Genomic DNA, 18,810 nt, shown 5'->3' on the forward strand with positions numbered 1-18,810 from the left:
TATTGCACAGCATTGTATAATATGTTAACAATCTCTTAAGGATTCGTAGAGGCTTTGGAATCCGGTAATGCGACTACCTTCTATTTTCGATCGGGTCGATAATTTGAGGGATTTTTATATCATGAAAAAATTGCTTCTTGCGGCTTCAGTTTCCGCAATTGCTATTGCGCCAGTTCCGGCCAATGCAGCTTTGATTGCCATTTTTGGCGACAATAATATCAACACCTTATATTCTGCTGGTGGGCATACGACGACTATTGTGACTGATGCACAGCTCGCAACGGCAGGATTTCTCGATTCATTTGATCTGTTTGTTTATACACGCAATGGATCAAGCTTTGGCACTGGCCTATCGGTTGGCGCCGCTGCGAATGTGAAGTCCTATGTGCTTGGCAATATCGTGTTGTTCAACGGCGACTTTCAGGATGATATTGGCGCGGCCAATACCGACCTGTTGTTTAACAACGCCTTGGACTATGTAATTTCCGGTGGCCAAGGCGGCTATATTGGCGAATATCGCGGTGCCTTCGGTGCTTATTCCGCCAATGGCGATGGCAATAACCCAATTGGTCTTGTAAATGGTATGGCTGGACGATCAGGTCAGGGCCAGGGTGGTTCCAACCTCGACATCGACATCACACCCTTTGGCGTAGGCAATCCGGTAACTGACGGGGTCTCTTTCCCTTATGACCCAGCGGCTGTGGAATTTGGTGCGGCACTTTCTGGCGAAAACCCAAGTAAGGTATTGGCACGCTTTGCCAATGGTAACGCAGCGATCATCGCCAGCGAAGCTGGTCAGATTAGCGGCGCGGTTCCAGAACCCGCGACATGGGCGTTCATGATTTTTGGCTTTGGTGCTATTGGGGGTGCTCTGCGCTCTAACCGGCGGCGTCAACGCAAAGCAAACGTGAAGGTTACCTACGCCTAAACGGCCCTAGCAAACGAATACGAAAAAGCCCCGCTGAAGATTATTCAGCGGGGCTTTTTGCATTTTATTGTGCTATCAGGCGGTAAGCTTTTCCGCCGTCCGAGCAACCTTCCCTCCAAGATAGCGCGCGCCATCCAGATCGATTTCATGCGGGCTGCGGCTACCGTCGCCGCCAGCTATTGTCGATGCGCCATAGGGGGAACCGCCAACAATTTCCTTGTCGTTCATTTGACCGGCAAAACCATAGTCAAGGCCAACGATTGTCATGCCATGATGCAGCAGGTTACTCAGGATCGAATATTGTGTGGTTTCCTGACCGCCATGCTGTGAGGCGGTGGAGGTGAAGGAGGCACCCACTTTACCGACTAACGCGCCTTTCATCCATAAACCGCCGGTGCGGTCCCAGAAAGAAGCCATCTGACTGGATAAACGGCCAAAGCGCGTCGGCGAACCAACGATGATACCATCATAATCGGCCATGCCGTCCGGTTCAATAATCGGGTGATCATCATTGCTGCCAAATCCGGCTGCCTCGACCACTTCGTCAGGAGCGGTTTCTGGCACGCGGCCGATGGTAACGTCTGCGCCGGCATCACGCGCGCCGTCAGCAATTGCCTGCGCCAAGCTGTCCACATGGCCATAGGATGAGTAATATAAAACCAGTATTTTCGCCATTTTATTTCTCCTTTCAGGGGTTAAATGAAGGGGCGCTCAAGATTCAGGGATATAGGAGCGCCCCATCTTCGCGGGTGTCAGTTGTTCAGTTCAAAAGCTTCGACAAATACCAGCTCGGCATCATCCAGGGCTTCGATATCCAGTGCGGAGACGTCGCGAATTGCCAGCGCATCGCGGGCAGCAATTTCTTCGCCATTAATCCGCAAAGAGCCAGCCGAAGCGACGAGATAGACATGCGCGCCGTTAGCAATCTTATGTTGGACCTTGGTTCCGGCTTTCAGCGCTGCTCCGTAAAGCCGCGCATCGGCCCGAATCATCAGGGCACCGCTGTTGATATCCTCGTCAAAGCCGCTCGCCAATATTTCCAGTTGTCCGGCACGCTCGCCCTTCGGAAAGGCTTTTGCATCCCAACGAGGATCTCCACCCGCCGCGCGGGGCTCGATCCAGATCTGGAAAAGTCTTGTCTGCTCGTCTTCCAGATTATATTCGCTGTGGGTCACGCCGGTGCCAGCACTCATCACCTGAACATCGCCCGCCTCTGTGCGGCCTTCATTGCCGAGTGAGTCGCGATGGGTAATCGCGCCCTCCCGAACATAAGTGATGATTTCCATATTTTCGTGTGGATGCATGGGGAAGCCAGTTTGCGCATTAATTTCATCATCATTCCAGACGCGAATGGGGCCAAAACCCATCCGAGCGGGATCCCAATAGCGACCAAAGGAAAAATGATGCCGGGCCTGCAGCCAATCATGATTGACATGGGCCAGCTCATCAAATGTGCGTTTCTCGATCATAGTCATTCTCCAGTTTTCTGAGCGGTTCCGCCCTGCTTTTAAAGAGGCGTTTCCGTCTTGCTTGAAAAAGAGATAGGCGATTCATATTGTTTCATAAATATCAAATTCAGAAATTGATTGTTTCCATTATATCTATAATAAAGAGCTATGAACCTTCCTGATTTTGAAGCCTGGGCGATATTTGCGGCGGCCGCTCGGCTCGGCAGTTTTACCGCCGTGTCTCATGAGCTGGCGATCTCCAAGCCGACGGTGTCCAAAGCGATTACGCGCCTGGAGGAATCGCTTGGCACAGTTCTGTTCCACCGAACTTCCCGCAAGATATCGCTATCAACGGCGGGTAAGGCCCTACTTCCCTATGCACAGACTATTGCGCTTGATGGAGAAGCGGCGATGGAAGCGGCTCGCGACACGGCCCATTTGTTGCGTGGTCAGGTTCGGCTGGCAGCGCCATTAAGTTTTGGCTTGTCCCACCTCGCACCTGTTATAGCGGATTTCATGTGCGCCTATCCCGAGATCATGGTGGATGTGCAGCTCAGCGATGCTCGGGTTGATCTGATCGAAGAAGGCTTTGACCTTGCTATCCGCATTGCCGAGCTACCGGACAGCAGTTTGCGGGCCATAAGACTGCGCGGCATGCAGGCCTATTTTATCGCGTCGCCAGACTATTTGAAACGCAGCGGAACGCCGATCAGCCCAGATGATCTCACCGATCATGACTGTTTTCTCTATTCCAATGAAGCCACACCGGAAACCTGGCATCTCAAAGGCCCGAAGGGACAAAAAATATCAGTACGACCCAGATGCCGTTTTCAGAGCAACAATGGCGACATCATGTTGCCCGCACTGATAGCTGGTCGCGGCATTGGTTATTTGCCGGATTTTCTGTGTCAGGATGCGATTGATAGCGGGGCCTTGGAACCCATATTGCCCGACTGGCGCTTTGGCGAAATTGCGCTCAATCTCGTGATGCCGCCCTCGCCACATCGCCCGGCGCGGGTTAATGCGCTGATCAACTTTCTCAAGCAGCATCTGCGTTAAAGGCTGTCCTACATCATACCGTTCCGGTAAAGCGCAATACGGAAGAAGACCGGGCGTATGGCTGTTGGGTAGCAGGCTTTTGCTAGAGGATAGGGAGGGCCTGAAATTTTGTGCGATTCTGTGTATAAGCTGTATAAACTCATTCATGTTGAGGCATGTGAAGCTGTCTAACCATGCCGATTGAGACCATCTTGCTATTCCTGATTACCGACCTGACCTTCTGTTTCACGCCGGGGCCGGCGACCATGGTGACGGTCAGCCATGCCTTGCCTGCGGGCAGGCAGGGCGGCATGCGCGGGGCGTTGGGACCGATTGTCGGGATTAATGTTGGCAATTTCATCTGGTACGCACTGACCGCTTTTGGATTGATCGCGATGATTCAGGCTTTCCCTTCCGCCTATGCCGTGCTCCGCTGGTTGGGCGTGGCTTATCTGGCATGGCTTGGCATTGCGATGCTGCGAGGGGCGAGACAGAATCTCAGCGGTTCATCTGCCAAGAGCGAAGGGTTTCGCCGCGGCTTCCTCAGCGGGCTGGCCGTGCACATGTCTAACCCCAAGGCGTTGTTTTTCTATACCGTTATCATCCCGCCATTTGTTGATCCTACGGGCAACTTATGGGTGCAATTCGGTATATTGGCGGGCCTAACGATATTCACGGAAACGGCTGGCCTGACCTTCTATGCCGCGCTGGCATCCAGAGCGCGCAGTCTTGGCAGCGCGGATCGGGTGCAGGACGTTTTCAAATATGTGGCTGCTGTTGTTCTGGTTTGCGTGGCGTTGGTAATGGCTTATCTCAATCTGGTTGACGCCAGCGTGGCATTTGCGTTCAACAGCGCGACAGGGTTGTAAATGTAAGGAGCCTTGATGCTGCGTATATTGTCTTTCGCTCTAGTCATTTCGTTTGCCGCGCATGCACCAGCGAAGGCTGCGCAAGAGCTTGGTATCGAGTCCCAGGATGTGCTGGCGCTAAAATCCTTGCAGCTGCTTGATCAACGCTTGCACGCTACAGGATATCGGCTGGTTGCGGCCAATGCTGCATTTTGTACGGAAACCGTCCCAAATACCGGCATCTTATTACACGATATCAACCAATATGGTGATCAACAGACGGCGCGCTTCGCGCTTGGATTCTCCACGCCTATCGCTATTAACGCCGTTGCTTCTGATAGTCCGGCTGCAATTGCTGAGCTCGAAGCCGGGGATGGAGTGACCGCCATTGACGGCATGCCGTTAGAGGATATCCCGATTGATGCTGAAAAACTGGCCGACCAAAAATCGGAATATCGCCGGATTGCTGCCATAAAGGCGCGGTTGGTTAGTGCAGGCACCGATGGTCGTACCGAGCTGATGATAGAACGTGGCGGTATTCGGCAGGCCGTCAACCTGGCTCCCGCCAGAACTTGTCCCAGCGCGTTTCAAATTAGGGTCAGCAAAAAGCGCGAAGCTTCGGCGGACGGAAAACTTGTCAGTATATCATCGACGCTTGCGGAATATGTATTGAGTGATGATGAACTGGCAGCCATTGCTGCGCATGAACTGGCGCATAACCTGCTCAAACATCGTGACAGGTTGAACGCGCAAAAGGTCAATCGCGGTTTTTTCGGGCAATTTGGAAAGAGCGCGGGCCGGATCAAGGCGGCCGAGATTGAGGCAGATCGTCTGTCAGTCTGGCTGATGGCAAATGCCGGTTATGATCCGCAAGCCGCGATCCGATTCTGGACGCGCTATGGTAAGCAATATGGCAAGGGAATTTTTTCCGCATCAACGCACTATCGCTGGAAAAAGCGGGTAAAGTTATTTGAAGAGGAGATTGCCAAGATGCAGCAGATCGAAGCAGTGGACGGAAAATATGCGCCCCCTTTATTGGTTGCCAGCAAGCCTGAGTAGCAATCAGAGCAGAAGGTAGCGGGCTTTTAATCGTCCTTATAGGCGCGTTTGCATTCTTTGCGTTCTGCTTTGGTTTCGGCTTGTTTAAGGCAAGCGTCCCGCTCTCGCTTGCGTTCTGCAAGCACCTTGCGTCCGAGATCTTCTTCCCTCTCGGACTCGGTCTGCGTGGAAGCATCAACTGCCGTTTCGACAACTGTACCGGCGGCCTTGAACGGCGCTGTCACGATTTTGCTGGCTACGCACCCACTCAGCAGGGCGAGGCCTAGCGTTGTCAAGAATATGGACGATGACCGCATGATTATCTCCTCGGCTAGATTTTGCGCTACCAGCAATGAAGACGGGCTGAACAGTATCCAACCCTATGATTTAGCGAGCAACTTCTCCGCAACAACACGAATATCATCGCCAATTTCGGGATGCGCCAGTGCCAGCGCCAGATTGGCTTCGACATATCCAGCTTTTGACCCGCAATCATAACGCGCGCCATCAAAAGTCATGCCATGGAATGGCTGTTTGCCGATCATTTGCGCCATGGCATCGGTCAGCTGTATCTCTCCGCCGGCACCCGCTTCCTGAGTTTCCAATATGCGCATCACTTCCGGTTGCAGGATATAACGGCCCGGCAGGATCAGGTTGGATGGTGCCGTGCCAGCAGGTGGCTTTTCAACCAGACCCTTGACCTCGGTAATAGGTCCGTCGCGATAGCCCGGATCAATTACGCCATAAGAGGGCGTATCCTCGATCGGGATCTCCAGCGCACAGATAACGTTGCCGCCGAGCTTGTCATAGGCGTCGACCATCTGCTTCATACAGCCGGGGCTGCCTACCATGAATTCATCGGGCAGGAAGATGGCGAAAGGTTCGTCTCCGATTATGTCCCGCGCGCACCAGATCGCATGACCAAGTCCAAGAGGTTCCTGTTGCCGGACAAAGACACTGTTGCCCGGTGTCAGGCGCGTGCCTTCTAGTACCGAACCATCCTTGCCGCGGTCTTCCATAGTCCGTTCCAGCTCAAAGGCGAGGTCGAAATGATCCTCAATCATGCCTTTGCCGCGGCCATTGACGAAGATCATCTGCTCAATTCCGGCTTCCAGCGCTTCATCCACCGCGTATTGCAGTAGTGGGCGATCAACGATCGGAAAGAGCTCTTTGGGCATGACCTTGGTGGCAGGCAGGAAACGGGTGCCCATCCCCGCGACGGGGAAAACGGCTTTTTTAATTGGTTTCATGGAGATGATTTTAGTCCTTCAATTTATCCGCAAAACTGGTGCGCAGCTTCTGCAATTTTGGAGGGATGGTGGCAACACAATAGGGATTACCGCGCCCTTCATCCGCCCAATATTGCTGGTGATAATCCTCTGCTACATACCAGGTTGCTGGTCCTTCTATCGTGGTTACAACGGGTTCCGACCGCTCTGCGCCCGCCCGTTCTATGCCCGCGACAGCCGCAGCGTGCTGATCATCATCCAGAGGGAAGATAGCCGATCTATATTGCGTTCCGATGTCATTGCCTTGCCGGTTGAGCTGGGTCGGATCATGGGTGGCGAAAAAGATATCGAGTAGGTCGTCATAGCTGACTACATCAGGGTCAAAACCAATTTTAATCCCTTCGGCATGACCGGTCGTACCGGAACAAACCTGGCGATAGGTTGGGTTGGCATTGTCCCCGCCAATATAACCGCTCTCGACACTGTGAACGCCAGCGATGTCATTGAATACCGCTTCGGTGCACCAGAAACAGCCACCGGCAAAAATCGCTTCCTGCATTGTCATAAACTCCTTTTAGGCGGGCGCTATTTGGTCGGGAGACGCGCCTTCGCCATTGTTTTTCTGGTCTTGCCGCTCCGCATCACGGCGGGCAATCAACCAATACATAGCTGGGGTGACAACCCGCGAAAGCAAGGTTGAACTGATCAAACCACCAATAATGATAATCGCGACCGGCGCATAAAGCGAGCCGCCTAGTAGCGCAAGCGGCATCAATCCGCCAATGGCTGTGACGGATGTTAGCAGTACCGGCAGGAAGCGTACTTCCCCGGCTTGTTCGATGGCTTCGCGCAGCGGCATGCCGCGTTCGCGCAATTGAGTGGTGAAATCGACCAGCAATATGGAGTTCTTAATCTCAATCCCGATCAGCGCAAGAAAGCCGATAATCGCCATGAAACCCATGCTGTTGCCAGTCACATAAAGGGCGATAATGCCGCCAAACGTACCAAGGGGAATAACCCCCGCCACAACAATAGTCTCTCGAAACCGTCGGAACTCGGCAACAAGAACCGCAAAAATAAGCAATAGAGCTGTTGCGATTATCGGACCAAAATCGCCAAAAGTATCACCTATGGCTTCGCTTTCGCCGCCAATGGAAAATTCATAGCCATCGGGAAAATCAAGCCTGCTCACTTGTTCAACGGCTCTGTCTGTAACTGTTGCGGGCACCACTCCATAATCAACCTGAGCGGTCACTGAAACCGATCGCTGTAGCTGGTAGCGCTGGATTTGCGGCGGGACATTGGTAAGTTTTGGATTGCTGATCTGGGACAAGGCTACAGGATCGCCGTTGCGGGTCGCCAGATAAATATCGTTCAATGCCGATACCGGCTGCGCATCCTCAAGCGGCAGGCGTACGGTGACTGGATAATTATCCCCTTCGGAATCCCGGAAAGTCGCAGCATTCTCACCGCTAAGAGCCAGACGGATCGCTCGGCGGGCTTCGCCGGCCGGAATATTCAATAACGCGGCTTTGCGCTCGTCCAATCCGATGTCGAGATCGATCTTGTCATTGGCAATCGGGTTGTTCACATCCCGGGCGCCGTTGGTGTCGCGCAAGATATCGGCAACCCGTCCGGCAAGATCCTTCAGGCCATCAAGCTCAGGCCCGGTAATCCTGATCACGATTGGCGCTTCTACTGGCGCGCCATTTTGAAAGAGTTCCAGCTTCACACGAGCACCGGCAATCTGGTCAAATTTCGGTCGCAGCCGGCCAACAAGATCAGCGCCTTCTTCCGCATCCCACTTATCCAGTACAGCCAATACCTCGCCATAATTGGTGCGTTCAGCGCGCGGTCCGATATTATAGAAAACTTGCGGATTGCCATTGCCGATATTCTCGGCACGCACTTTGATGCTCGGTTCCGCCTCCAATATTTTCGCGACCTGTTTGACGGCAATATCTGTTTGGTCGAGGCTACTGCCCTGTTCAGTTTCCACCGACACCCGAAAATAAGGCGCATCGGCGAAAGGAAATAATGAAAAGCCCATGGCGGGAATGAGAGCAAAAGCAGATAGGCACAAAGCCATCGCAAGAACGACCGTTTTCCAAGGAGCTCCCAATGCCTTGTGCAGGATAGGCCGATAGAATGTCTGGATTTTTTCGTTAAGCCATTTTAGCGCAGCATTGCCTTCGGGATCCTCATCGCGGCGCAACATACGGCTGGCCAGGAATGGGATCAGCGACAGCGAAATGATCAATGATGCAGTGACGGTTGCCATGATCGCCACGAAAAACGACTGGGTATAGGCACCCGCGCCGCCCGGCATGAACAGCAAAGGCGCAAAAGCAAAAACCAGCACCAGCGTGGACCCAATCACCGCCGCCCGAATTTCCAGGCTTGCATCTATGGCTGCCTGTATTCGGCTTTTCCCCATGCGCAGATGGCGGGCGATATTTTCGGTCACAACAATGCTGTCATCAACCAGAAGCCCTAGCGATACAATGAAACCGGCAATGGCAAGCTGGCTCAGATTATAGCCCATCATATAGACCACCAGCAGCCCGGAGGCGAGAGAGAGCGGAATTGATATCATGACGATACCGGATGCGCGCGGACCGAGTGGCAAGAGCGTAAAAATCACCAGACCGATAGCGATAGCAAAGTCACGCGTGAGTTCGTTCAATCGCTTTTTCACATCCCGGCTTTGGTCAAATTGTTCAACCAGCTGAATGTCAGGCGGTAATATTGTCTCCTGCTTCTCCAGCTCGACATCCAGTTCAGCCTTCAAACGGGTGACATCAACACCGTCTTTCTGTGTAGCGGTAACAAATATCGCGCGCTTGCCATTGTGCCGCGTTCGATAAATCTGTTCCTCTGCACCCCATTTCACTTCAGCAACATCGTCAATGGTGAGCAGCGATCCGCCGGATGCCCGCAGAGGCAGGGCTCTTATGGCATCGAGATTACGAAACGCACCGCCGGCTTCGACGTTTAATCGGCGTCCACCGCTCTGCACTGCACCACCGGCAAGCTCTGCGCCGCCTTGACGCAAAGCATCGGCAACGGCGCTGGGCGGCACTTTCAGTTCAGACAGCCGTGCCGGATCAATCTCGACGCTGACCTCGGGTTGCGGCAAGCCGAATATCTTGGCCTCACGCACGCCGCCATAACGGGTTAGATTGTCGGCCAGATCATCGGCATATTTTTCCATCCGCCGCCAAGAAGCATTTTCGCTGACCAGCGCCAACTGTACCACGGCGGCTTCGGTCGTCCGGACCTTCAAAAATTCCAGCCTTTGGAGATTGTCTGGCAGTTGATCGCGGATGGCCGATACTTCGCGCACCACATCATCGAAATAACCATCCACATCACCGGACCAGTTGCTGAATTCAACATTGATGATCGTACCACCGTCGGTGCTGGTCGACTCCACCTCCATAACGTCATCCAGTCCCTGCACCACTTCCTCAATCGGCTTGGCGACTGTTTCTTCCATATCCTGCGCATCGGCGCCGGGTTGGACGGCAATGATGTTCACCACCGGAATCGGGAAATGCGCATCAACCGCGCGGGTGATGTTCATCAGCGCGCTGATTCCCAATATGGCGAGCAACAGGAACATGACCATTGTCAGTTGCCAGCGCTTTATGAAAAACTCGGCGAGCATATTAAATGTAAGTCCCGAGCGAGATATGCATCGCCATCATTTTGATGCGCGGATCGGTTTTATACGATCGCCATCGCGCAGCTTTTCCACACCACGTGTCACCACTACATCGCTATCGTTAAGGCCAGAGGTGATTTCCAGAACATCGTCAGTGAGCTCGCCAATCACGACATTCCGTTGCTTCACACGGTTTTTTTCATCGACAACAAAGACCAGACCTTCGCCGGATCGCACGCCGAATATTGCGGTTGCCGGAACTGCGATTGCGCCATCATCGCTACGCGTAACTTCGATTTCTACGGTGCCTAATTGACCGGAACGCAGCTTCTCATTCCCCGGCAATCGAAAGCTGACTTCAAAAGTTCCGGTCTGCTCATCAGCCCGACCATCTTTTTCGCTAACGATCGACTCAAATGGTTGGTCGGATATCGCGGTTATCGCAACATTCGCGCGCATGCCGGTGCGGATACGCGATGCATCGGCATCAGTCATTGGTACTTTGAGGACAAAACCTTTGTCCGTTTCTCCCAATACCAGAGCAGTGGTTCCGGCATTTACAATCTGCCCTGCATCAATATTGCGTGTCAGGATTATGCCATTGCTGGGCGCGGTAATCTGCGCGGTCCTGCTTGCAAATCCGCTGGCATTGACTTGCGCCTTGGCCGCGCGTGTCGCGGCTTCTGCTTGCTCCAACCGTGCCTTGGTCACCCAGCCATCGGCATACAGGGATTTGATCCGGTCAAATTCCGCTTGCGCGCGATCGCGCTCTGCCTTCGCCGATTCCAGATCAGCCGACACTGTACTGGTATCGAGCGCCGCCAATAGCGCACCGCGTTTGACGCGGTCGCCTTCTTCATAACGCACGGATGCAACTTGACCGGATGTCGTAAACCCCAATTCGGTCTCGCGGCGCAGACGTACTGTACCGGCGGCGGTGATGGTTTCATTTTGACTGGCAGAAGAAACGACAATGGTCGCCGCAGGAATCGGTTCATCTGATGCTCGCTTCTCATCTGCTTCGCTTTGCCCACAAGCTGTCAGCAGGACCATTGCGACCAAGGCCAAAGATTTTTGACTATACAACGTCATACACGCCCACCTGTCCCCTCCCGACCACCCTTCATAAGTCTGGAATCGGCTTCGACCAATAAAAAATTGCGAATTGCAACGAAATGCGGGCTGAATAATCCCGGCAATTGCTCATTTATCTAGGTTGCAGCGCGGGTTAGGCGGTCGTTAATGGCGATTCCCATACCCGTTTCCGGTATCGGAGCCACGGCAATTCGTGGACGATCATCGGCATCTGCCACATGCATGGTTGCGAAAAGGTTGCTTGCGGCTTCCGCGAGATCAGCATTTTTCGATAGACAGCTATGGCCGCTTATCGGTCCAAAACCGATATGATATTCATCGTGATCTGCGGTCTCAGCATTGAGCCGCACCGGCTTTGATGGTGCGTAGTGGCTGGCCAACTGCCCGGGCGCTTCGATGCTTGGGCTCTGGTTTATAATCGCTGGTCTGCCAATGCTTTCACAGAGCCGTTCGGCTGTTACCGGACCAGGGCGCAATATTTCATAGTTATCGCCCCTTATCGCAACGATGGTCGACTCAACCCCGCTTTCGCAGGAACCGCCATCCAATATCATGGGCGTCGCGCTGCCGAGGCTGTTTTCAACATGCGCTGCCCTTGTTGGACTTATTCCGCCGCTTTTGTTGGCCGATGGCGCTGCAAGGAAAAGCTGCGTGGCTTTCAGCAATTCCTGCATCACGGGATGCGCAGGGCAGCGCAAGGCGATAGTATCAAGGCCCGCTGTGACCGCCGGCACAACCCGACAATCCGCCGTTTTGGGTACCACCAATGTTAGCGGGCCGGGCCAGAACTTATGTGCCAGCGTCGCTGCAAGATCATTGAATATCCCCAATTCGCTCGCCGAACCCATGTCGGGCACATGCACGATGAGTGGGTTGAAATCGGGGCGGCCTTTCGTCCGGTAGATATCGGCAATCGCGGCGGCATTGGTCGAATCAGCTGCCAGGCCATAGACAGTTTCAGTCGGCACAGCGACCAGCCCGCCGGATTGCAACCGGTCGGCAGCCATGGCTATCGCCTGCTTGCCGTAACGTCGCACGTTGCCATCAATATGATCATTTGAGCCGGACATGATAGGGCGCTATAGCCCAGCGAGATTTCAAGCAATAGCGGATAGATTGAAGATGAGCTTTACAGCGCCCAGCAGAGAACAAAATTTCGTCCTGAAACACATCGCCAATATCGATGCGCTCGCCGAGCATGAGCGCTTTGCTGGGGCCAGTGAAGATATGGTTGAAGCTATTGTCGAAGGCATTGGTCAATTTGCGGCTGGCGAGTTTGCGCCGATTAATCGTATCGGTGATACTGTTGGCGCGAAATGGAATGATGGCGCCGTGACGATGCCTGCTGGTTTCAAAGAAGCTTATAGCCAGTTTGTCGAGGGTGGTTGGGCGTCGATTGACGGTCCTGAGGAATTTGGCGGTCAAGGACTGCCTTATTCGTTGTCAGCGCTGATTCTCGAAACTTGCGGTGCTGCCAATTTTGCCTTCACACTATGTCCGATGCTGAGCTTTGGTGCGGTAGAAGCCATCCATGCGCACGGAAGCGATGAACAGAAAGCTACATACTTGGAAAAGATGATTTCCGGCGCTTGGACAGGAACCATGAACCTGACCGAACCGCAGGCCGGTTCCGATGTCGGCGCGCTGCGCGCCACGGCCGAGCCGATTACTGAAGGCGAGCATGCGGGCAAATATAAGATTAAAGGTCAGAAGATTTACATCACCTTTGGCGAACATGACCTGACCGACAATATCATTCACCTGGTACTGGCCCGGACACCCGGCGCCCCGGAAGGAACGCGGGGGATATCCTTGTTCATTGTGCCCAAATTTCATCTGGATGCCGATGGCAACAGCGCCGCGCCTAATGATGTGACCTGTGTGTCAATCGAACATAAGCTGGGCATCCACGCATCGCCTACTTGCGTTATGGCCTACGGGGAAAATGACCAATGTGTTGGCGAGATGATAGGCGGTGAATTTGGCGGGATGAAAGCGATGTTCACAATGATGAACAACGCCCGCATCAACGTCGGCTCACAGGGTGTGCAAATTGCCGAGCGGGCAACACAGCAGGCCATTTCTTACGCGACCGACCGGGTGCAATCCGCGCGCGCCGGCAGTGGCAACAAGGAGCCGGTGGCTATTATTGAGCATCCCGATGTACGCCGCATGATCCTGCGCAGCAAGGCGCTGACACAAGCGGCGCGGGCCCTGCTTTATTATGCGACATCGCATGTGGACGGCGCCACCCTTGGCATTGAAGGCGCGAAATCGCGTGCGGAAATCCTGACGCCGCTGATCAAAGGCTATGGCACGGATATCGGCAATGAAGTGGCATCTATCGGCGTGCAGGTGCATGGCGGCATGGGTTTTGTCGAAGAAACCGGAGCGGCGCAGCATTTTCGTGATGCGCGTATTGCACCAATTTATGAAGGCACGAACGGTATTCAGGCAGCGGATCTTGTCGGCCGGAAACTGGGGCTTGATGGCGGTAATGCAATGATGGCTCTCATCGGTGACATTAAGGCAGAGGCAAAAGACGAAGACGCGCTGATGACATTGGCGATGATGGTCGAAGATATCGCGAACTGGATGGCCGGCGGCGATGCTTCGATTGATGACCGGCTGGCAGGCAGTTATCCGTTTATGACCATGCTGGCGACCGCGACTTGCGGCATGTTGATGAAAAAACAGCAGCGCATTGCCGAAACGGAACTGGCAGGCGGCAATGATCCGTTCTTGAAAGCGAAGCTGGTAACGACCCGCTATTATCTCGATCACCTGGTTCCCGAAGCTTTGGGTTTGAAAGCGGCGGCCATGGGTGGTGCGGACATATTATACCGCCTCGACAGCGAGGAACTGGTCGCCTGATATGGCCGACGAGGAGACCAAAGAAGCGCTCCACCGGATTGCCGATGCTTTGGAAAGGCTGTCTCCGGTTCCCCAAAGCTCTGCGGATATAGCAGGCAGTCCGGCCTTTCACTGGGATGGAAGCTCTGTCCAAGCGATTGAAGATTTTGCGCCCATCGCGCTGGATATGTTGACCGGGATTGACGATCAAAAGGCGCGGTTGCTGGAAAATAGCGAGCGATTGGCCAACGGTTTTGCAGCCCATGATGTCTTGCTATGGGGTTCGCGGGGCATGGGTAAATCGGCGCTGGCAAAATCGGTTGTCCGCGCACTCCAATCTACTGAGGCTGATGTAGCTATTGTTGAGGCCGATGCCGACAAGCTCGCCAGCTTGCCTGATCTTTTTGTCGTTCTCGGCAAGGTAGACAGGCCGTTTATCGTGTTCATCGACGATATCGGTTTTGACGAAGGCAACGCTGCCCCGCGCTTACTGCGGTCGATGCTGGAGGGCGGAGTGGCAGCACGGCCAAGCAATGTGCGGCTCTATGTGACATCAAACCGGCGGCATATTGTCCCGCGGCAGATGGCTGAGCAAGATGATCCGGTCAACCCGCGCGATGTAGTCGATGACAAGCTGGCACTGTCAGATCGCTTTGGCCTGCGGCTAGGCTTTCATGCCGCGTCGCAGGATGATTATCTGGCGATGATCGAACGCTATGCCGCCGTATATGGTCTGGATTATGCCAATGAAGATGCGTTGCTATGGGCTAAACAGCGTGGCAGCCGATCAGGCCGCGTGGCTTGGCAATATATTGTCGAATTGGCCGGCCGTACCGGGAAATCACTGGACTAGCTTATTCGGCTGCCTCAGATGAAGGGCTTGCTGCTCCGGGTTTTGACACGCGCCAGATAATGCCGCCAACATCATCGCTGACCAGCAGCGCGCCGGTTTGGTCAAATTCCACCATGGTCGGGCGGCCACGCGCCTTTTTATCGTCATCGACAAAGCCGCTTAGCACCATTTTAGGCTTGCCTTGCGGTTTACCCTTTTCATCAAAATCCACGTAAACTACATCATAGCCGGATAGTGGCTTGCGGTTCCATGATCCGTGTCTTGCCACAATTGCCCCGCTGTCAAACGGTGCTCCCAGAGCTTCGCCATTGGAAAAAGCCAGTCCCAGAGGCGCGACATGAGCGCCGAGACCATAATCCGGCCGCCGCTCATATTGCCGGTGATCAAGATTCTTCGGCTCGACCCGCGGATCAATATGGCCGCGCCAGAAATGCCACGGCCACCCATAATGCGAAGCAAAGACCACTTCGGTCAGATAGTCCGGCACCATGTCGCTACCGAGCATGTCGCGTTCATTCACGACGGTCCAGAGCTTGCCGGAAACCGGCTCATAGGCAAGACCGACAGGATTGCGCAGGCCATCGGAATAGACAATTTTGTCATTGGTCGCCAAATCGACGCGTAATACGGCGGCGCGCTCTTTTTCCGTATCCATTCCGTTTTCGCCGATATTGCTGTTCGATCCGACAGCAATGAAAAGATATTTACCGTCCGGACTGGCGATCAGATTACGGGTCCAGTGATTATTCGGTGCCTTGGCATTGAGGTTAGCAACTTTGCGTCCCTCAGCGGTGATTTTCGTATCGCCAACAGTATAAGGGTAGGCCAGCACCTCATCGGTATTTGCGACATAAAGCGTGTCTTCTATCAGCACCATACCAAAGGGTGAGTTGAGATTTTCAAGCAGAGCGAATTTCTCATCCACTTTGCCATCCGCATCCCCATCGCGCAGCAAGGTAATGCGGTTGGCAGATGGCGTGCCCGCCCCGGCCTTGCTCATCAGGTTGCGCATGATCCAGCCCTCGATGCCGCTGTTGGTGCGCGGGGGCTGTTGGTCTCGGCCACCAGTATATCGCCGTTGGGCAGTCGCAGCATGGAGCGCGGATGGTCCAGTCCTTCTGCAAAACGTTCAACCGTCAGGCCTTCAGCAGCCACCGGCCCTTCGCCGGGATTCCAAGGATCAGCCTCGGCAATGTTGATGGTCGGAAAATTTTCTTTCCGAACATTGGTGATTTCCGGTTTCACGCCTGTTGTCGCCTCCAGCGGCAAACGGGCGGTATCGCCGCGAGTGAAATAATAGCCCGCGCCAATGACGACCAGAATGAGCAGAATCGAGACGTTGCGAATATGTTTTAGCATGAGAAGACAATAGGAAGCGCGGCGTCTGATGACAAGCATGCTATTGACGGGGATGTCAGTCGGGGGCCTTTATCGCTGTTTATACAGGTGGCCCGATTGCCGATAATGTCAGCGGTCGAAATACCAGATAGCGATCGCGATAAGAGCGCCCGCAGCCAGTCCACCAAGAAGGCCAATCGACGGCTGTCCCAGCAGCCCGCCGCCGACAGTGCCGATAATGCAACCGGCTGCCAGGAAGAAGCCGCCTGCATTTTTGTTCGCGCCGTTTGTTGGCTTCTGGCCGTCAGTCATATCGATCCCCGTTTAACGATCATCCCCATTTAACAATCATCGTCGCCCCATGCCATGACCTGCGATGATTGACCAGAACAGTCTCCTTACCGAAAAATAAGCTTTTGTTCACCATCCACTTTGACGGAATTTCCATTCCTGTTGTCTATTGATCGTTGTTGTCGAGCGGGGCGATTAAGGCCCGCGATATTAGCGCAGGAGCCTGTTTTGCAACTACCCGTATTTATAGACTCCACCAATTTTTCCGATGCCGAGCAGCTGATCACCAATTTTGGTGAAGAGGCCGGTTTGGAAGCTGCCAACCGCGCGGATAAAAGCCGGGCCGTGGGTAATCATCTGCACTATTGCAAATGGCGGCAGGTCGAGCGGCTTTGCGTTCTGCTATCGATCGATCAATCGATCGGAACAGTGCATTAACGCACTGTTTTAAAAGCGAAAATCAGGCAGAAAACCTATCGTTCCGGGTCGCAGATAATCTGCGCTGATCCGGCGGATTTCACGCTGCAATTGGGCCGGCCATCAATCTGGATTTGGCCAGTACCGCTGTTGGCTATATTGGCTTCTTTTTCGACAAAGACATGGCTGCTGGCTGGTCCGCGCTGTGCCAGTTCCAGTGTTTCCAGCGTCAATTGCGAACCATCAAATATGCTCGATCCAAGCAGGTTTATGCGCCCCTTTTTTGCCTGACCAGCTATCACGATTTCTCCGCCGCCGTTCATCGCGACGGTAAGCGTGTCGGCTTCAACATCGTTAATCGTCAATACGCCAAAACCGGTCAGACGTGCTTTGGGATCACGTCCGCCCAATTTGTCTAGCGATACGGTGCCCGATCCTGAATGGATGATCGACTTTACGATATAGCTGCTCAGCGTGACCGTCACTGTCTCGTCCGCTGAAAAGTGAGTATCGCGGCCGCTGGTTTTGGGACTTACCAATACGATCAGCTGGTTGCCGCTTTTGCGCAGGGATACCCGGTCCAATATTTCCCGATTCGCCGCTTCCGCGCTGGCAGATACGCCGCGATCGGTTGAAATGATCACATTTACGCTGCCGCTAACCCGCACTTCTTCAAAGCTGGAGATAGAAAATTTGCGTTCCGCTGCATCGGCCGGAGAGATGATAGCCACAACGGCCAAGGACAATATGATGAAGAGATATTTCATAGGGCGTTTCTCATAATGGTCGTGCTTCTCCAAATTCCATCCACCCCAACCATCGGGGCGTTTTGGGGGCATAATGCCCGCCTTCCTGATTCAATGCGAAACCCTCTGCCTCGAACAGTTTCGAGACGGGGCGATGCAAATGGCAACCACCGGCAATATGTTTCCACATCGGTTCGATCCGCTGTTGCCATTTTTCCGGGCCTTTATCGGGCGCGCGTCCATGTTCGAGGAACAGGATCTTGCCGCCCGGTTTCAACACCCGCCGCATTTCGTTGAGAACTTGTTTACCATCTTGTACTGAACAAAGGGTAAAGGTCGTCAGCACCGTATCGAAACTGTCATCGGCAAACGGCATCGCCTCCCCGATCCCGTCCAAAATGTCCATCTCCAACCCGAGCGCTTTGGCTTCGCTGCGCGTATAGTCTAGCAATTCTGCGGATGGATCGAGCCCGGTGAGTTTATCGACTTTGGCCCGGTTGTAAAATTGCAGATTGATACCCCCGCCACAGCCCAGTTCCAGTATTTCTCCCTGCGCTTTGGGAACAATTTCGCTGCGGTCCTTCATCACCGCCGGTTGCGAACAAGCGAATTTTATGATCCGCGGAACAGCATGCTTTTCCCAGAAATTAGGCATGAACGCGCACCTCCCCGTGAAAATCTTTAAAGATCAGCGGTTTAGGCGCTTCTAGACTTGGTAATGGTGGTCCAAAGTTCACACAGATCACAGATGGTTTTTCGCCGCGATAGGATGTTTGCGTCACGATATTTCGCAAGGCCGCTGGAAAGTTCACACCCTTTAAAATCGCTGTGTTGGGAAATGCGAACCGTCCAAAGTTCACACACATCACACGACATTTTTCCAGCACCTGCGCGGTCCAAAGTTCACACAGATCACACCCTCTGTTTCTGCAAAAAACAGCTATGCGTGCATATTTTATCCGATGATCTTGTCGTGCCATGATGAGCCTCCCCCGGCTTACGTGCCAAAGGCTAGCAGAAG

The 18,810-nt window shown here is 53.7% G+C and carries 19 protein-coding genes and 1 pseudogene; 7 read left to right on the forward strand and 13 right to left on the reverse strand.

The genetic code is table 11. From position 1 onward, the window contains the following. The first annotated feature begins 121 nt into the window (after positions 1–121). Positions 122–928 (forward strand): PEPxxWA-CTERM sorting domain-containing protein, encoded by an 807-nt coding sequence (locus tag J4G78_RS18190; protein ID WP_243457077.1) that lies wholly within the window; start codon positions 122–124, stop codon positions 926–928. Positions 929–1,003: 75 nt separating this feature from the next. Here J4G78_RS18190 and wrbA read toward each other — a convergent pair whose 3' ends face one another. After that, positions 1,004–1,603 (reverse strand): NAD(P)H:quinone oxidoreductase, encoded by a 600-nt coding sequence (gene wrbA / locus J4G78_RS12205; protein ID WP_207986820.1) that lies wholly within the window; start codon positions 1,601–1,603, stop codon positions 1,004–1,006. A gap of 77 nt (positions 1,604–1,680) precedes the next feature. Further along, positions 1,681–2,397 (reverse strand): pirin family protein, encoded by a 717-nt coding sequence (locus J4G78_RS12210; RefSeq protein ID WP_207986821.1) that lies wholly within the window; start codon positions 2,395–2,397, stop codon positions 1,681–1,683. 147 nt (positions 2,398–2,544) lie between these two features. On the opposite strand from J4G78_RS12210, the gene J4G78_RS12215 reads away from it, so the two are divergent. The 3 genes from J4G78_RS12215 to J4G78_RS12225 all read left to right on the forward strand — a co-directional run bounded on the left by J4G78_RS12215 (position 2,545) and on the right by J4G78_RS12225 (position 5,321). After that, complete coding sequence (locus J4G78_RS12215; RefSeq protein WP_207986822.1) at positions 2,545–3,435, forward strand: LysR family transcriptional regulator; 891 nt, start codon at positions 2,545–2,547, stop codon at positions 3,433–3,435. A gap of 173 nt (positions 3,436–3,608) precedes the next feature. Continuing rightward, entirely contained in the window at positions 3,609–4,283 is a 675-nt protein-coding gene (locus J4G78_RS12220) for a LysE family translocator (protein WP_207986823.1), read from the forward strand. A 15-nt stretch (positions 4,284–4,298) separates the two neighbouring features. Further along, positions 4,299–5,321, forward strand: a complete 1,023-nt coding sequence (locus J4G78_RS12225) for a M48 family metallopeptidase (RefSeq protein ID WP_207986824.1) — start codon at positions 4,299–4,301, stop codon at positions 5,319–5,321. Positions 5,322–5,347: 26 nt separating this feature from the next. Here the strand turns inward: J4G78_RS12225 and J4G78_RS12230 are convergent, their stop codons facing one another. The 6 genes from J4G78_RS12230 to J4G78_RS12255 form a co-directional block, all read right to left on the reverse strand. Then, positions 5,348–5,617, reverse strand: coding sequence for a DUF6726 family protein (locus J4G78_RS12230; protein ID WP_207986825.1), 270 nt, complete (start codon positions 5,615–5,617; stop codon positions 5,348–5,350). A gap of 63 nt (positions 5,618–5,680) precedes the next feature. Continuing rightward, on the reverse strand, positions 5,681–6,556 hold the full coding sequence (locus tag J4G78_RS12235) for a UTP--glucose-1-phosphate uridylyltransferase (RefSeq protein ID WP_207990678.1): 876 nt from the start codon (positions 6,554–6,556) through the stop codon (positions 5,681–5,683). Between the two features lie 4 nt (positions 6,557–6,560). Then, positions 6,561–7,088 (reverse strand): peptide-methionine (S)-S-oxide reductase MsrA, encoded by a 528-nt coding sequence (gene msrA, locus J4G78_RS12240; RefSeq protein WP_375140369.1) that lies wholly within the window; start codon positions 7,086–7,088, stop codon positions 6,561–6,563. 15 nt (positions 7,089–7,103) lie between these two features. Further along, positions 7,104–10,199, reverse strand: a complete 3,096-nt coding sequence (locus J4G78_RS12245) for an efflux RND transporter permease subunit (RefSeq protein ID WP_207986827.1) — start codon at positions 10,197–10,199, stop codon at positions 7,104–7,106. A gap of 36 nt (positions 10,200–10,235) precedes the next feature. Continuing rightward, positions 10,236–11,288: an efflux RND transporter periplasmic adaptor subunit gene (locus J4G78_RS12250; RefSeq protein ID WP_207986828.1), complete on the reverse strand. Its 1,053-nt coding sequence runs from the start codon at positions 11,286–11,288 to the stop codon at positions 10,236–10,238. 119 nt (positions 11,289–11,407) lie between these two features. Further along, positions 11,408–12,361 (reverse strand): L-threonylcarbamoyladenylate synthase, encoded by a 954-nt coding sequence (locus tag J4G78_RS12255; protein WP_207986829.1) that lies wholly within the window; start codon positions 12,359–12,361, stop codon positions 11,408–11,410. A gap of 52 nt (positions 12,362–12,413) precedes the next feature. Between J4G78_RS12255 and J4G78_RS12260 the strand changes: the two genes are divergently transcribed. Both J4G78_RS12260 and J4G78_RS12265 read left to right on the forward strand, forming a co-directional pair. Next, positions 12,414–14,165, forward strand: a complete 1,752-nt coding sequence (locus tag J4G78_RS12260) for an acyl-CoA dehydrogenase family protein (protein ID WP_207986830.1) — start codon at positions 12,414–12,416, stop codon at positions 14,163–14,165. A gap of 1 nt (position 14,166) precedes the next feature. Then, a complete protein-coding gene (locus tag J4G78_RS12265) occupies positions 14,167–14,997 on the forward strand; it encodes an ATP-binding protein (protein WP_207986831.1) in 831 nt (276 codons plus the stop codon). 1 nt (position 14,998) lies between these two features. Here the strand turns inward: J4G78_RS12265 and J4G78_RS12270 are convergent. Both J4G78_RS12270 and J4G78_RS12275 read right to left on the reverse strand, forming a co-directional pair. Further along, positions 14,999–16,356, reverse strand: a pseudogene (locus tag J4G78_RS12270) (PQQ-dependent sugar dehydrogenase). A gap of 108 nt (positions 16,357–16,464) precedes the next feature. Next, positions 16,465–16,647, reverse strand: coding sequence for a hypothetical protein (locus J4G78_RS12275; RefSeq protein ID WP_207990871.1), 183 nt, complete (start codon positions 16,645–16,647; stop codon positions 16,465–16,467). 207 nt (positions 16,648–16,854) lie between these two features. Between J4G78_RS12275 and J4G78_RS12280 the strand changes: the two genes are divergently transcribed. After that, the gene (locus J4G78_RS12280; protein ID WP_207986832.1) at positions 16,855–17,064 is read left to right on the forward strand and encodes a hypothetical protein; all 210 of its coding nucleotides are present in this window, start codon (positions 16,855–16,857) and stop codon (positions 17,062–17,064) included. Positions 17,065–17,099: 35 nt separating this feature from the next. On the opposite strand, the gene J4G78_RS12285 is transcribed toward J4G78_RS12280, so the two are convergent. The 3 genes from J4G78_RS12285 to J4G78_RS12295 are packed head-to-tail and all read right to left on the reverse strand — an operon-like array spanning position 17,100 to position 18,769. Continuing rightward, complete coding sequence (locus tag J4G78_RS12285; protein ID WP_207986833.1) at positions 17,100–17,882, reverse strand: GIN domain-containing protein; 783 nt, start codon at positions 17,880–17,882, stop codon at positions 17,100–17,102. Beyond that, positions 17,821–18,444 carry a class I SAM-dependent methyltransferase gene (locus J4G78_RS12290; RefSeq protein WP_207986834.1) on the reverse strand — a complete coding sequence of 208 codons (624 nt, stop codon included), beginning with the start codon at positions 18,442–18,444 and terminating at the stop codon, positions 17,821–17,823. Before J4G78_RS12290 ends, J4G78_RS12285 begins: the two co-directional genes overlap by 62 nt. Continuing rightward, on the reverse strand, positions 18,437–18,769 hold the full coding sequence (locus J4G78_RS12295) for a hypothetical protein (protein WP_207986835.1): 333 nt from the start codon (positions 18,767–18,769) through the stop codon (positions 18,437–18,439). Before J4G78_RS12295 ends, J4G78_RS12290 begins: the two co-directional genes overlap by 8 nt. Positions 18,770–18,810: the final 41 nt, after the last annotated feature.

Source organism: Parasphingorhabdus cellanae, assembly GCF_017498565.1.
In the GTDB taxonomy this organism is placed as follows: Bacteria; Pseudomonadota; Alphaproteobacteria; order Sphingomonadales; family Sphingomonadaceae; genus Parasphingorhabdus; species Parasphingorhabdus cellanae.

Bases quoted from the DNA above. Each gene is read 5' to 3' on its own strand.
- J4G78_RS18190 (WP_243457077.1), top strand. From the start codon at position 122: ATGAAAAAATTGCTTCTTGCGGCTTCAGTTTCCGCAATTGCTATTGCG.
- wrbA (WP_207986820.1), bottom strand. From the start codon at position 1,603: ATGGCGAAAATACTGGTTTTATATTACTCATCCTATGGCCATGTGGAC.
- J4G78_RS12210 (WP_207986821.1), bottom strand. From the start codon at position 2,397: ATGATCGAGAAACGCACATTTGATGAGCTGGCCCATGTCAATCATGAT.
- J4G78_RS12215 (WP_207986822.1), top strand. From the start codon at position 2,545: ATGAACCTTCCTGATTTTGAAGCCTGGGCGATATTTGCGGCGGCCGCT.
- J4G78_RS12220 (WP_207986823.1), top strand. From the start codon at position 3,609: ATGCCGATTGAGACCATCTTGCTATTCCTGATTACCGACCTGACCTTC.
- J4G78_RS12225 (WP_207986824.1), top strand. From the start codon at position 4,299: ATGCTGCGTATATTGTCTTTCGCTCTAGTCATTTCGTTTGCCGCGCAT.
- J4G78_RS12230 (WP_207986825.1), bottom strand. From the start codon at position 5,617: ATGCGGTCATCGTCCATATTCTTGACAACGCTAGGCCTCGCCCTGCTG.
- msrA (WP_375140369.1), bottom strand. From the start codon at position 7,088: ATGCAGGAAGCGATTTTTGCCGGTGGCTGTTTCTGGTGCACCGAAGCG.
- J4G78_RS12245 (WP_207986827.1), bottom strand. From the start codon at position 10,199: ATGCTCGCCGAGTTTTTCATAAAGCGCTGGCAACTGACAATGGTCATG.
- J4G78_RS12250 (WP_207986828.1), bottom strand. From the start codon at position 11,288: ATGACGTTGTATAGTCAAAAATCTTTGGCCTTGGTCGCAATGGTCCTG.
- J4G78_RS12255 (WP_207986829.1), bottom strand. From the start codon at position 12,361: ATGTCCGGCTCAAATGATCATATTGATGGCAACGTGCGACGTTACGGC.
- J4G78_RS12260 (WP_207986830.1), top strand. From the start codon at position 12,414: ATGAGCTTTACAGCGCCCAGCAGAGAACAAAATTTCGTCCTGAAACAC.
- J4G78_RS12265 (WP_207986831.1), top strand. From the start codon at position 14,167: ATGGCCGACGAGGAGACCAAAGAAGCGCTCCACCGGATTGCCGATGCT.
- J4G78_RS12275 (WP_207990871.1), bottom strand. From the start codon at position 16,647: ATGACTGACGGCCAGAAGCCAACAAACGGCGCGAACAAAAATGCAGGC.
- J4G78_RS12285 (WP_207986833.1), bottom strand. From the start codon at position 17,882: ATGCCCCCAAAACGCCCCGATGGTTGGGGTGGATGGAATTTGGAGAAG.
- J4G78_RS12290 (WP_207986834.1), bottom strand. From the start codon at position 18,444: ATGCCTAATTTCTGGGAAAAGCATGCTGTTCCGCGGATCATAAAATTC.
- J4G78_RS12295 (WP_207986835.1), bottom strand. From the start codon at position 18,769: ATGGCACGACAAGATCATCGGATAAAATATGCACGCATAGCTGTTTTT.